At 64.2% G+C, this 13,193-nt stretch carries 13 protein-coding genes; 7 read left to right on the top strand and 6 right to left on the bottom strand.

Features of this window, described 5'->3' with window-relative positions; translation table 11 throughout:
• Nucleotides 1–65: 65 nt before the first annotated feature.
• From AC4NN3_RS08410 to AC4NN3_RS08400, 3 genes are all read right to left on the bottom strand, one after another.
• Nucleotides 66–2,252: an FdhF/YdeP family oxidoreductase gene (locus AC4NN3_RS08410; protein WP_491926652.1), complete on the bottom strand. Its 2,187-nt coding sequence runs from the start codon at nucleotides 2,250–2,252 to the stop codon at nucleotides 66–68.
• A gap of 236 nt (nucleotides 2,253–2,488) precedes the next feature.
• Nucleotides 2,489–3,403 (bottom strand): polyphosphate kinase 2, encoded by a 915-nt coding sequence (gene ppk2, locus AC4NN3_RS08405; protein WP_491926651.1) that lies wholly within the window; start codon nucleotides 3,401–3,403, stop codon nucleotides 2,489–2,491.
• Between the two features lie 195 nt (nucleotides 3,404–3,598).
• The gene (locus tag AC4NN3_RS08400; protein WP_491926650.1) at nucleotides 3,599–4,729 is read right to left on the bottom strand and encodes a PQQ-dependent sugar dehydrogenase; all 1,131 of its coding nucleotides are present in this window, start codon (nucleotides 4,727–4,729) and stop codon (nucleotides 3,599–3,601) included.
• 202 nt (nucleotides 4,730–4,931) lie between these two features.
• Between AC4NN3_RS08400 and greA the strand changes: the two genes are divergently transcribed.
• The 5 genes from greA to AC4NN3_RS08375 all read left to right on the top strand — a co-directional run bounded on the left by greA (nucleotide 4,932) and on the right by AC4NN3_RS08375 (nucleotide 10,339).
• Complete coding sequence (greA, locus tag AC4NN3_RS08395) at nucleotides 4,932–5,405, top strand: transcription elongation factor GreA (RefSeq protein WP_491926649.1); 474 nt, start codon at nucleotides 4,932–4,934, stop codon at nucleotides 5,403–5,405.
• Nucleotides 5,406–5,560: 155 nt separating this feature from the next.
• Nucleotides 5,561–6,511, top strand: a complete 951-nt coding sequence (gene trxB, locus AC4NN3_RS08390; RefSeq protein WP_491926648.1) for a thioredoxin-disulfide reductase — start codon at nucleotides 5,561–5,563, stop codon at nucleotides 6,509–6,511.
• A gap of 36 nt (nucleotides 6,512–6,547) precedes the next feature.
• A complete protein-coding gene (locus AC4NN3_RS08385) occupies nucleotides 6,548–7,441 on the top strand; it encodes a LysR family transcriptional regulator (RefSeq protein WP_491926647.1) in 894 nt (297 codons plus the stop codon).
• Nucleotides 7,442–8,374: 933 nt separating this feature from the next.
• Nucleotides 8,375–8,542: a Thivi_2564 family membrane protein gene (locus AC4NN3_RS08380; RefSeq protein WP_491926646.1), complete on the top strand. Its 168-nt coding sequence runs from the start codon at nucleotides 8,375–8,377 to the stop codon at nucleotides 8,540–8,542.
• A gap of 690 nt (nucleotides 8,543–9,232) precedes the next feature.
• Nucleotides 9,233–10,339 (top strand): hypothetical protein, encoded by a 1,107-nt coding sequence (locus AC4NN3_RS08375; RefSeq protein WP_491926645.1) that lies wholly within the window; start codon nucleotides 9,233–9,235, stop codon nucleotides 10,337–10,339.
• Between the two features lie 128 nt (nucleotides 10,340–10,467).
• Here the strand turns inward: AC4NN3_RS08375 and AC4NN3_RS08370 are convergent, their stop codons facing one another.
• The 3 genes from AC4NN3_RS08370 to AC4NN3_RS08360 form a co-directional block, all read right to left on the bottom strand.
• Nucleotides 10,468–11,670, bottom strand: coding sequence for a pyridoxal phosphate-dependent aminotransferase (locus AC4NN3_RS08370; protein WP_491926644.1), 1,203 nt, complete (start codon nucleotides 11,668–11,670; stop codon nucleotides 10,468–10,470).
• 66 nt (nucleotides 11,671–11,736) lie between these two features.
• Nucleotides 11,737–11,958, bottom strand: a complete 222-nt coding sequence (locus tag AC4NN3_RS08365; protein WP_491926643.1) for a DUF4864 domain-containing protein — start codon at nucleotides 11,956–11,958, stop codon at nucleotides 11,737–11,739.
• Nucleotides 11,959–11,965: 7 nt separating this feature from the next.
• The gene (locus tag AC4NN3_RS08360; RefSeq protein ID WP_491926642.1) at nucleotides 11,966–12,154 is read right to left on the bottom strand and encodes a hypothetical protein; all 189 of its coding nucleotides are present in this window, start codon (nucleotides 12,152–12,154) and stop codon (nucleotides 11,966–11,968) included.
• Nucleotides 12,155–12,300: 146 nt separating this feature from the next.
• Between AC4NN3_RS08360 and AC4NN3_RS08355 the strand changes: the two genes are divergently transcribed.
• Both AC4NN3_RS08355 and AC4NN3_RS08350 read left to right on the top strand, forming a co-directional pair.
• Nucleotides 12,301–12,603 carry a hypothetical protein gene (locus tag AC4NN3_RS08355; RefSeq protein ID WP_491926641.1) on the top strand — a complete coding sequence of 101 codons (303 nt, stop codon included), beginning with the start codon at nucleotides 12,301–12,303 and terminating at the stop codon, nucleotides 12,601–12,603.
• A gap of 145 nt (nucleotides 12,604–12,748) precedes the next feature.
• Nucleotides 12,749–13,177: a CBS domain-containing protein gene (locus AC4NN3_RS08350; protein WP_491926640.1), complete on the top strand. Its 429-nt coding sequence runs from the start codon at nucleotides 12,749–12,751 to the stop codon at nucleotides 13,175–13,177.
• Nucleotides 13,178–13,193 lie beyond the last annotated feature (16 nt).

Raw genomic sequence — 13,193 nt, 5'->3', positions numbered from 1 at the left:
CGCTGCCAGCAATTTGCCAAATCTGTCCCGGCATGGCGGTGCCGCTGCTGTGGCTGACTGGTCGATCAGGCCTGGACGGCCCCGGCTGGCTCCAGCCAGACCGGCACCGATTTGAAGGCCGGCGTCTTGCTGCGCGGATCCACCATGGTGCCGACCAGCACATTGGCTTCCGGATAATAGGCCATGGCGCTGCCACGCGGCAGGTCGAATTCCCGCGCCACCGCCTGCATGCGTCCGACATCGGAGGCTATCGTCACCACCTGACCCTCGCTGACCCCGAACCCGGCCATGTCCTCTGCATTGAGAAACACCGCATCGCGTCCGGCATTGCCGCGGTAACTGTCGCGCTCTTCATAGATGATGGTGTTGAACTGGCCTTCGCTGCGAATGGTGGCCAGGCTCAGCTGCCCGGTCCCGCTGGCGGGGATTGGCGTCACCACGAAATGGCCCTTGCCATCCGGCGTGCCGAATTCGGGCGTGTGCATCACCCGGCTCTTGATATGGAATTCGCGTTTGGCCACGTCGATATCGGCCAGTTCTTCCATCCCCGGCACGATCGCGGCAATGGCGTCGCGCACCTTGGCATGCGCGCTGAAGGCCTTGAAGTCGATGGGCCCGCCGGGCAGCACAAGCGCCCCGATCTCGCCCAGGATCCAGCTTTCCGGCCGCACATTGTCGAGTCGGCGAATGCCGCCATCGCTGAGCCGCACATAGTTGAACATCGATTCCTGGGTGGTCGGCTCCCATTCCTCGTCGCGCGCCGTCACCGGCAGCACCAGCACCTCGCCCTGCCCCAGGCCATGCACATGCCCCATATTGAGCGTGGTGGTCAAAAACAGCTTGAAGCCGATGGCTTCCATCGCCCGGCTGGCAAAGGCCGTGTCCGGCGTCGCACCCCACAGATTGCCGCCCATGATCACGGCGCTATCTATGCTCCCGGCTTCGGCCGCCTTGAGGCAGGCCATGGTGTCCATGCCCTTGGCTTCGGGAAAGCGCACGCCGAATGCGGTTTCCATCTTCTCCAGCACATCCTTGGCCAGCACCGGCTTGACCCCGATCGTGCCAATGCCCTGCACATTGGAATGGCCGCGCAGCGGCAGCAGCCCGGCAAAGCGCTTGCCCACCATGCCGCGCAGCATGGCCAGGTTTGCAATGGCCTCGACATTGGCCACGCCATGAATGTGATGCGTCATGCCCATGCCCCAGGCAAAGACGGCGTGTTTCGCCCGGCCATATTGCCGCGCCAGATGGATAATCTCGTCCCGGCTGATGCCGCAGGCGTCGGTAATAGCGTCCCAGCCCAGCGCGTCGAGATCGGCATGGAATTCGGCAAAGCCGGCACTATGCGCCGCGATGAACGCCGTATCGGCGAGCCCCAGCTCCAGCACTGCCTTGGCGATCCCCTTCATCAGCGCAATGTCGCCGCCGATGCGCGGCTGGCAATAGTCCGAGGCTATCTCGCTGCCGCCCTTGAGCATCGAACTGGGTGATTTCGGCACGGCGAACTTGACCAGCCCCGGCTCCTTGGCCGGATTGATGACGATGACCTGCCCGCCCCGCTCGCGGCAGTTCTTGAGCATATGGATGAAGCGCGGATGGTTGGACGATGGATTGGCGCCGATGACAAAGATCAGGTCAGCCCCGGTCAGATCCTCCAGCTCGACGCTCGACGTTGCCTTGCCGATCGTCGTGGCCAGCCCCTCGCTGGTCGCCTGATGGCAGTAATAGGAGCAGTTATTGACATTGTTGGTGCCATAGGCCCGCGCCAGCAGCTGGAACAGGAACCCCGCCTCGTTGGACGAGCGGCCGGAGGAATAGAAAAAGCTGCGCTGCGGCGCGGTCGCGCTCAGCTTCTGCGCCGCATGGGCCAGGGCAAATTCCCAGTCGACCGGGGTGAAGCGATTGGCCCCGCGCGCCTTGAACAGCGGCGTGCCCAGCCGGCCCAGATGCTCCATCTCCTTGCCCGTCAGCTCGGCCAGGTCGGCCAGGTCGTGCTCGAAGATCGGCAGGGGAATGGCCGGCTGGATATCGGTCGATTGCGCCTGCACGCTCTTGTTGCAGACCGAGGGAAATTCGTTGAGTTCATTGGTCATGCCGCCGCGCTGCCCGCCCATGCCATAGGCACAGGCCTTGCAGGCATTCTTGGCGGTCAGCGCCTTGGCGGCCTTGCCCACGCCCATGCGGCCAATGGTGGCCAGCGTATAGAGCACCTTCTTGGGCCCGCCCCCCACGATCTGCTTGCCGTCAGCCATGACCCTGCTCCACCCTTTTGGGACATTGTCTGAGCATGCGAAAGGACAAGCAAGCCTTCAGCACGCCCTTTTGCGCAACAACGTAGGCAGTGGCTCTCCTCACCCCACCCTCAGTCCCTCGCCATCGAGGGGAGGGAGGCGCCAGCTCGGGCGCCGGTGTTCATCGCCTCCCTCCCCCTTGTGGGGAGGGAATGAGGTGGGGGTACGTTTAGGCAGGGTGCAGGTTCCGCCCTGCCTCAATACACCGACTTCACATACATTTCCGCCGGCACCGGGCCGCGCGCATAGTCCGGATGCCGGATGCGCTCGGGCAGTACCACTTCCGGCTTGGGCACGTCGGCATAGGGAATGGCCGAGAGCAGATGAGCAATGGTATTGAGCCGCGCCCGCTTCTTGTCATCGGCATCGACGATCCACCACGGCGAGTCTGCCGTGTGGGTGCGCGCCAGCATGTCTTCCTTGGCCTTGGTATAGTCCTCCCAGTGGCGGCGCGATTCCATATCCATGGGCGACAGCTTCCACTGCTTGAGCGGATCGTCGATCCGCATGCGGAAGCGGAATTCCTGCTCCTCATTGCTGATCGAGAACCAGAACTTGATCAGGATGATGCCCGAGCCGATCAGCATCTTCTCGAAATCGGGCACGGTGCGGAAGAACTCCTCGAGCTCGGCCGGCGTGCAAAAGCCCATCACCCGCTCGACGCCCGCCCGGTTGTACCAGGAGCGGTCGAACAGCACCATTTCGCCCGCCGCCGGCAGGTGCGGCACATAGCGCTGGAAATACCACTGCGTCTTTTCCCGGTCGCTCGGCGCCGGCAGCGCCACCACGCGGCAGACACGCGGATTGAGCCGCTGGGTAATGCGCTTGATGGCGCCGCCCTTGCCTGCCGAGTCGCGCCCCTCGAACACCACCGCCACCTTGAGCCGGTGATGGGCGATCCAGTCCTGCAGCCGCACCAGCTCGTGCTGCATGCGGAACAGCTCGCGGAAATAAATGCGCCGGTCCAACGTCCTGCCACCCGGCCGTGCCTCGCTACTCGCCAGCGCCTCGAGCTGCTCGTCCTCGAACTGTAGCTCCAGCTCTTCATCAAGACTGTCGGTGATTTCCGCGCGGATGCGATCGAGGTCACTCTGGCTGGCGAAGTCACGCATGGGCAGCTCTCCGGTTTGCGCGCCACTACACACAGCCAGATTACGCTTTTGTGACACTTCGAGTCGGCCACGCAGTGGCAAAATCGCTCCCTGTGGAGCGATTTTAGACGAGAAGGCCATGAGAGCTACGCTCGAATGGCAGGAACCGGCCGCTTCGCGGCAAAATCCCGCCCAGCCATAACCGGCCGCGCGCCGCTATTTCCCCTGTGGCGCCACCCGGATCAGCTGGCCGTTTTCCGCATCAGTGAGCAGGTAGATCGCCCCGTCCGGCCCACTCTTGACGTCGCGGATCCGCCCCAGCTGGCCGGCGAACAGCCGTTCCTCGCCGACAATGGCATCGCCCTCCATATCGAGCCGCACCAGCACATGTCCGCTGAGCCCGCCGGTCAGCAGGTCGCCCTGCCAGCCGGGCAACAGCGCACCCTCGTAAAAATCCAGCCCCGAGGGCGAGATCGACGGATCCCAATAGGTCAGCGGCTGCTCCAGCCCCGGCTTTTGCGTGCCTTCCCCGATCGACAGCCCGGAATAGTCCTGGCCATAGGAAATCACCGGCCAGCCATAATTGCCGCCCGGCTGCGGATTATTGACCTCATCACCGCCGCGCGCGCCATGCTCGACGGTGAACAATTGCCCGTCCGCCCGCAGCGTCGCCCCCTGTGGATTGCGATGCCCCTTGCTCCACAGCTCCGGTGCCCAGCCCGCCGGCCGCGGATTGTCGGCTGGCGCCGTGCCGTCCGGCGCAATGCGGACCACCGCCCCGGCATGATCGCCAAAATCCTGGGCGCGGTCGGCATCGCCGCGATCGCCCAGCGTTACGAAGAGGTTGCCATCGAGCCCCACCACCACGCGCGAGCCGAAATGCCGGTTGGTGGTGGTGAACTTGTTCATCCGGAAGATCACCTTCTGATCCTCGAGCCGTCCGCTATCGCCCTCCAGCACCAGCCGCGCCGCCATCACCGCCGTGCCCTGCCCGCGCTGCTGCCCGGCATGGGCGGCGGTTTCGGCAAAGCTGAGATAAATCCGGCCGCTCTCGGCAAAGTCCGGCGCCAGCGCCACGTCGAGCAATCCGCCCTGCCCCCGGTTGTAGACGTCGGGCGTGCCGGCCACCGGCGCGCCGGCCACGCCATTGGTCAGCACCAGCAGTTGGCCGCTGCGCTCGGTCACTAGCAGCCGCCCATCGGGCAGGAAGACCAACGCCCAGGGATGGTCGAGCCCCTCGGCCAGCACCTGTGCCGCGAGCGGGCCGGCGCTGGAGTCGACGCTTTGCGCCAGGGCAGACGAGGAAAGCAGCAGCGACAGCAGGGTAACATGGGCCAGGGAACGCATGATCGGCCCTCTCATTGGCGGGCTTCAGGCTTGAAAGCGCGTGTGGACATGACCATCTTCCTGACCACACCGGCTTGACCGCAACGCGGTGTCCGGGCAATTTGAGCCTGCTCTCCCCTAAAACTTATCGTGAAGCGTAGGCCGAACGGATTTTGGCTGGGGTGAAAGCTATTGACTGACGTGCCGATTGGAGGCGACGAAAATGGAAAAGATCCCGATGACGGTGGGCGGCCAGAAGGCCCTTGCTGCCGAATATGAGCACCGCACTGCCACCGAGCGCCGCCGCATTGTCGAGGCCATCTCGGAAGCGCGCGCTCATGGCGATCTGTCCGAAAACGCCGAATATCACGCCGCCAAGGAACAGCAGAGCCTCAATGAGGGTCGCATCAAGGAACTCGAGACCATTCTGGCTTTGGCCGATGTCATCGACGTGTCCAAGCTGAGCGGCACCTCAGTCAAGTTCGGCGCGACCGTGACCTATATCGATGAGAACACCGAGGAAGAAAAGACCTACCAGGTCGTTGGCGATCCCGAAGCCGATGCCTCGGCCGGTCGCATCTCGATTTCCTCGCCCATCGCGCGCGCCATGATCGGCAAATCCGAAGGCGATTCGTTCGAGGTCGCGGCCCCTGGCGGCGCCCGCAGCTTCGAAATCCTCAAGATCGTCTATTCCTGACGCCCCGCAATGGGGCATTTGCTCACCATAAGTGTGACATTTCAGTTCGTTCCACAGCCCCGTGCCCGGCTGGAGAACGGTTTGCCTTGAAAGAGAACGCCTTCGGCCCTTAACTAGGGTCGAGGGAGTACTCCCATTAGTCGGAGAGCGTTGCGATGCACGCCAAAGTCGTCATCATCGGGTCCGGCCCTGCCGGTTACACGGCCGCCATTTATGCCGCGCGGGCCATGCTTGAACCCATCATGATCCAGGGCCTGCAGCCCGGCGGCCAGCTGACCATCACCACCGATGTGGAAAACTATCCCGGCTTCGCCGACGTCGTCCAGGGCCCCTGGCTGATGGACCAGATGAAGGCGCAGGCCGAGCATGTCGGCACGCGCTTTGTCAGCGACATCATCACCCATGTCGATTTTGACCGCCGGCCCTTCGTGCTGACCGGCCACGATGGCGAAATCTATACTGCCGACAGCGTCATCATCGCCACCGGCGCCCAGGCCAAGTGGCTCGGCCTGCCCAGCGAGCAGAAATTCCAGGGCTTTGGCGTCTCGGCCTGCGCCACCTGCGACGGCTTCTTCTATCGCAACAAAGAAGTGCTGGTGGTCGGCGGCGGCAATACCGCGGTCGAGGAGGCCTTGTTCCTGACCAACTTCGCCTCCAAGGTCATTGTCGTGCATCGCCGCGACGAGTTCCGCGCCGAGCGCATCCTGCAGGAGCGCCTGTTCAAGAACCCCAAGATTGAGGTGCGCTGGAATACCGAAATCGCCGAAGTCGGCGGCTCGGCCATGCCGCCCTCGGTCAATACCGTGACCCTGCGCGACCTGGCCCTCAACCGCACCTATGAGCAGCCCATCGACGGCATTTTCATCGCCATCGGCCACGCCCCGGCCACGGCGATCTTTGCCGGCAAGCTCGACATGAAGCCCGGTGGCTATCTGCAGGTGAAACCCGGCACCTGCCAGACCAATATTCCCGGCGTCTTTGCCGCCGGCGACGTGGCCGATGATGTCTATCGTCAGGCCGTCACCGCTGCCGGAATGGGCTGCATGGCGGCGCTGGATGCCGAACGTTTTCTTGCCGAACATGAACTCGCCGAGGCGGCGGAGTAGCTCGACCGACGACCCAAATAGAAAGCGTCAAAAGACATGCTCGACTGGGACAAACTGCGCATCTTCCACACCGCCGCCGAGTCGGGCAGTTTCACCCATGCCGCTGAAAAGCTCGGCATGAGCCAGTCGGCCGTCAGCCGGCAGATTTCGGCCCTCGAGGACGATCTGGGCCTCAAGCTGTTCATCCGCCATGCCCGTGGCCTGGTGCTCACCGAAGTGGGTGAGCAGCTGTTCCGCACCGCCCACCGCATGCACTGGGAACTCCAGCAGGTGGAAACCCAGATGTCCGAGAGCCAGGACACGCCCACAGGGCCCCTGATCGTCACCACCACGGTCGGCATCGGCTCGGCCTGGCTCAGCTCGCGCCTCAACGAATTCCTCAAGCTCTATCCGCTGATCCAGCTCGAGATCCGCCTCAACGATGCCGAACTCGACCTGGCCATGCGCGAGGCCGACGTGGCCATCCGCCTGCACCGCCCCAACCAGTCCGAGATGATCCAGCGCAAGCTGTTCACCGTGCACAACCACTTCTACGCCTCCAAGGGCTATCTCGAGGAGTTCGGCACGCCCACCAGCGCCGAGCAGCTCGACGAGCACCGCATCGTCAGCTTCGGCGAGCCGGTGCCGTCCTATCTCGGCGACATCAACTTTCTCGAACATATGGGCCGCAGCGATTCCAGCCCGCGTCGCGCCTCGCTCAAGGTCAATGCCATCTATGGCATGATGCAGGCCTGCCGCGCCGGCGTCGGCATCGCCATGCTGCCTGACTACGTGGTTGAAGAAGACGACAGCCTGGTCCAGCTCATGCCCGAGACCGAACTGCCGGCCTATGAGGCCTTCTTCGTCTATCCCCCGGCGCTCAAGAACTCCAAGCGCGTCGGCGTGTTCCGCGACTTCCTCGTCGCCAAGGCGCGCGAGTGGAGCTTCTAGACCGTTCACACTGCTGACGCAGGGCCCTCGCGCCTACCCCGTTGAGGGGAGGGTCGTGAGGATGTCCACGAAGCCCCCCGCCCCTGAGAGCCTGCAGCCGGCCGCCCCTGGCGCGCCCAACTGGGGCGGAGGCGCGGGGACCGCGCGCCGGACAAGACGGATGAAGCGCGAAACGGACTGAACGAGACTGGCTGTTTCACTTTGAGCGGGCGGGGCGAGAGCCTGAAAAAGCGCCGCGCCGCCTGATATTCAGGCCCCTGCAGGCCGACTGGTTCGCTCCACTTGTCATTGATATGACAGGATTATTCCAAACACCATGCGGTCAGTGCATAGCTATTATACGCATTGCACGATTGTTAGGCACGACCCATCCTCCTATATCCCCTCTAGCACAGCAGGCGCTTCTCCTCCCTCCCTTGCGCCTCCTGCGTTCCCTCCTTGTGGGGACTTGTTCCCACATCCTTGTGGCTCCGCTCTCCCCTCGAGCGGGGCCACATTTTGTTTGTGCGGCCTGCATCCGCTGCATGGCTGACATGTTACACCTCCCATTGCCGACCATCCCGGTAGAGTTCATAAGGGGCGTGTCGCTGAGGCGCGTTCCGTATCCTCCTCCCTCGGAACAAGTATCGCGACACCGAACCGGGATCGTATCCTCCTCCCTCGATCCAGGTTCACCGATAGGGCGCATATCCTCCTCCCTTGCCCCCTGTCATACTTTCGATTTGGCTTCGGCCCTATCAACAGCCCTGTCTCCGGACAGGGCTTTTTTTTTGCCCTTCTGAGCGAGCCGAAGGGTCCGATCGCGCCGGCGGAGCGATGTGAGCGAGGCAGGCCATGAGACCTGTGGTCGAATGGCGCGAACCAACGCAACGCAACCTACGGCTCACGACTGCGTTACCTCTTGGCGCGGCAAACGCGTCTTTGGAGAGTTACGTGGGCACATCCGTTCTAATCAGCATTCTCATCACCTTCCTGGTGGTCGTTCTCATTCTCTGGCTCGTCCAGCGCCTGCCCATCGAGGGCGGCCTGCGCCAGATCATCCAGATCGTGGTGATTGTCATCGGCATCATCGCGCTGCTGCGCTATCTCGCCGTATTCTAGCCCCTGGCCGCTGCCGGCGGGCATGGCGTGGACCCGATCCCTCCCATCGGGCCACGCCGCCCTGCCGCAGCGGCTTGACAACTTGTCGCTGTGTCAAATGCATGGCAGATATGTTGACCCATCTATTGCTGACCATTCGGTCAAAATCTATATGTGTACCTGTCGCTGGTGAAGCCGCTCCGTATCCTCCTCCCTCGGACCCGCTTCTTGCGACACGATCTTGAGCTGCATCCTCCTCCCGCGGCTCGGGGTCACCGGTCAGGCGCATATCCTCCTCCCTTGCGCCGGGCCCTACTTACGATTTGGCTTCGGCCCTATCATTGGGCTCCAACTTCGGTTGGAGCCTCTTTTTTTGCCTGTATCAAAGCCACGCTCGGCCACGCCGGCAAATCTGCATGGCAGCTTTTCCCATTGCGCGTTTGTACCATTGCGCACGCTGACCGATAATCGCGCCATCAGTTCCGCGGCGCCCATCCGGCCGCTCCTGCAAGGTCAGACGCTTCGGCGGATGACCCCTTGGCCCTGCCCTCCCCTCGGGCGGGGCCTTTTCATTTGTGCCATTTCTGCACGACACCCGGCAAATCCTGCCGCCTGCGGCACCTCCTGGCTCAGGCGGCCCATTGAATCTGCTGCCTTTTCTTCGGCATAGCGCTTGCATGGGGTTAGCCAGATCGATTGCAGGAGGCCAGCATGGTAGCCATCGGCGCCGCTTACCCCACCACCGCCTACACGACCTATGGGCAGACCACGAGTTCGGCCACCACCACGACCAGCAGCGCCAGCGCCACCACATCTGCCAGCACGGCCGACAGCGCCGCCACCTCAGTGACCCTGTCCAGCGCCGCCCAGGCCGCCCTGGCGGTCAAGGATTTTGCCACTGTGCTGGCTGAAGCCAAGGCCAAGCTGGCCGCGTTGATGAAGGAGGCCGGCCTCGCGTCGCCGCTCAAGGATGGCAAGCTGGCCGCCGACTTGTCCGGCCTCGACCAGCGCGAGCTCTTCGCTATGGCCAGCGACCCCAGTTTCAGTGCCGACGAGCAGACTGCTGCGGGACTTGAAATGCAGCACCGCTTCGAGGCCGCCATGGCCGGCCCGGCCGGGGTCGCCCAGGTCACCGGCAATTTCACCGCCCTCTACAAGGCCGCCGCCACCTATCTCGATAGCCTTGGCCCCGAGGAAAAGGCCGGCGCCGACTGGATCGCCGGCCGCGCCGCCATCACCGAAGGCCTCAAGCAACTGGCCACCAATCCCAAGACCATGCCCGATACCAGCGACGAGGATCCCGTCCAGCTCTATCTGGCGCTGGTCAATGCCGGCGGCGCCCAGCAGCAGGACATTGCCGACATTGCTGCCGGGGCACGCAAGTCGCTCGATACGCTCTATGCCGACGCCATCAAGGCTGGCAAGGCGCCCACCTTCAACAAGAACACCATTGCCGGCACCTATATCGACCTGTCGGGCCTGCCCAGCCGCACCCTCTCGGCCATCGCCCTCAATACCGGCGACCAGTTCAGCACGGCCGAAGTGGATGAGGCCACGGCTGCCCTGCGCACCAAGTCCGGCGCCGCTCTGCTGGCCGGCTTCCAGAACGCCGCCAAATCCAGCGACCCCACCGCCTTTTCCCAGAACATCATCTCGATCTTTTCCTCGATGAGCGCCGAGGAACGCCAGGCCGCCGGCTGGAGCGACCAGTTCTACCAGGCCGCGGTGCAGAGCTATGAGAGCACCAGCAAGCTCACCCAGATGTTCGCCGAAGCGGGCGGGGACTCGACCGGGTTTATGAGCTGGATGGGCAAGTAAGGGTCAGGCAGCGCGCCGCCGCGCGTCACCCTCGGGCTTGACCCGAGGGCTCTGCACTTGCCACGCGCAGATAAGGACAGTCCCCTTGCGTCAGGCCCGAGGGTGACGATCGCGCTTAGTAAACGCCCTCAGGCAATCCCCGCGCAGAACCCCTGGATCCGCCGGATCGCCTCTTCCAGCTCCGCATTGCTGGCGGCGTAGCTCAGGCGAAAATGCCCCGGCAGGCCAAAGGCGGTGCCATGCACCAGCGCCACGCCGGTCTCGTCCAGCAGGGCCAGCACGAAGTCCTCGTCCGTGTTCAGCTTCGTGCCGCCGGCGCTGGTCTTGCCCAGCAGGCGCTGGCACGAGGGGAACACGTAGAATGCCCCTTCCGGCGTCAGGCAGTCGAGCCCGGTATTGGCATTGAGCCCGGCCACCACCAGGTCGCGACGCGCCTGGAACACCTGTCGCCACTCGGCCAGGAAATCCTGTGGCCCGTTCAGCGCCGCCACGGCCGCCCATTGCGAGATCGAGCTCGGGCAGCTGGTCGATTGTCCCTGCAGCTTGGTCATCGCCGCCAGCAAGGGCCGCGGCCCGGTGCAATAGCCGATGCGCCAGCCGGTCATGGCATGCGATTTGGAGACGCCGTTCATGGTCAGCGTCCGCGCCTGCAGTTTCGGCTCCACCTGGGCAATGGTGGCAAAGCTGCCCCCGTCATAGACCAGAACTTCATAGATATCGTCGGTGAGGATATGCACCTGCGGATGGGCCAGCAGCACATCGGCCAGAGCCCGCAGTTCGGTCGCCGAATAGGCCGCGCCGGTCGGGTTGGACGGGCTGCCCAGGATCAGCCACTTAGTCTGGGGTGATATCGCCGCCTCCAGCGCCGCCGGCGACAGCTTGAAGCCGGTCGAGGCATCGGCCACGGCGAATACCGGCGTGGCGCCGCACAGCCGCACGATTTCCGGATAGCTCACCCAATAGGGCACCGGCACCACCACCTCGTCGCCCGGATTGAGCGTGGCCAGCAGCGCGTTGAAGATGATCTGCTTGCCGCCCGAGCTGACGAAACAGTCGGCTGCGGTGACGTCGAGCCCGTTGTCGCGACGGAACTTGGCCGCCACCGCTTCCTTGAGCTCGGCAATGCCATCGACATTGGTATAGCGCGTCTTGCCCTGGTCCATGGCCAGCTTGGCCGCGTCGCGCACATGCAGCGGCGTGTCGAAGTCCGGCTCCCCGGCCGAGAGCGCGATGATATCGCGCCCCTGCTGCGCCAGCAGGCGCGCCTTCTGGCTGATCGCCACCGTCGCCGACGGCGCCACCCGCGCCAGTGCCTCGGACAAGAACCCCATCATCAACTCCCCGGAAAACCCGGACGCAGTGATAGTGGCTGCCGTCGGCCCAGGCAAGACGATGCGCTAGATTCCGATGCCGTCCTGCTTGCGCAGCACCACGCCCACCACCCGCCACCCTGCACCGGCCTCGTCCTCCAGCCGATACACCGCCTCGTAAAGGCCCTGATCGGGCCCCACCAGCAGCACCACCTGCACCACCGCACTGTCGCTGAGCCGGGTGAAGGCGCCAAAGCTGTGCGACCGCGATTGCGCCACTGGCGCATAGCCGCTCGCCAGGATGGCCACGTAGAACTCATCCGGCTGCCCCTCGAACTGGGCGCGGAACCCGGCTCCCCGCCAGCGCCAGCGCCGCCGCGCCATCCACGGCGCGGAACGCTTCTATCTGCCCCGTCACCGTCGCCTGCCAGGGCGCTGCCTCGTCCTGCGCGGCGCTCGGCAGCAGCAGTCCCACCATCATTATCAAGGCCAGAAAGATGCGCATGTCAGCCTCCTTGGCGCGGCCCTGCGGGCCCGTTGCCACAGTTTTGCCGCGAAATGGTACGCCCGCCACCCCAATCGCTACAAACTCGAACCGCATTCGCATGGCTAATTGCCGGCACTGCGATCTCAAGGAAAGGCGTTGATCCCATGCAAGAAGTTACGTCGCCCAAGCGCAGAAGTTTCAGCCTTTACGCCCTCGTCTCGGCAGCCCTGCTCGCCGTTGGCGTCATCGTCGCCATCCTGGCGGGTGTCGCCCCGGCCAGCGCCGCCTCCCTGGCCACCAATCCGGAAGCCCAGGTGATGGTGTTCATGGTCCCGCTGACCATTCTGGTGCTCGTCATGCTGTTTGAAGTGGCGCGCTTTGCCCTGCGCAATGTCGCCCTGCCCACCGAGGTCAAGCCCAAGCGGCCGATCCGCCGCTACTGGTCTCCCGGCCACAACGAGGGCTGACGGCCTTCCAGCGTTGACCACTCCTCCTGACCACCTTATGGGCCAGCCTCGCGCTGGCCCGTTTTTTGTGCCGCTGTCCTTCGACCAAGCGCCTATTGCCCCGACCCGTCGACAGGTCCAGTGTCAGCGTGAGGAGGACCATCCCATGTTTGTCGACACGATCCTGCAATCCAAGGGCGCCCAGGTGCATACCCTGGACCAGGCTGGCACCCTGGCCGACGCCGTGGCGCTGCTCAACGCCCACAATATCGGCGCCGTCGTCGTCACCGGCCCCGGCAATGCCATTGCCGGCATTTTGTCCGAGCGCGACATTGTCCGCCGCCTCGGCAGCGATCCGGCCCAGGCGCTGGCTTTGCCCATCGCCGACTGCATGACGCGCGGCGTCGTCACCTGCACTCGCACCACCCCGATTGCCGAGGTGATGGAGCGCATGACGCGCCACCGCATCCGCCACATGCCCGTGGCCGAGGGTGGCACGCTGCTCGGCATCATTTCCATCGGCGACGTGGTCAAGCTCAAGATCGAGCAGGCCGAGCGCGAGGCCGCCGAACTGCGCGACTACATCGCCAGCTGAGGTCCGAACGACAACG

The sequence above is a fragment of the Devosia sp. MDV22-iso42 genome, from assembly GCF_058629155.1.
Note: the sequence above shows the minus strand (reverse complement) of the source record. Positions and strands in the feature narration are given on the sequence as shown.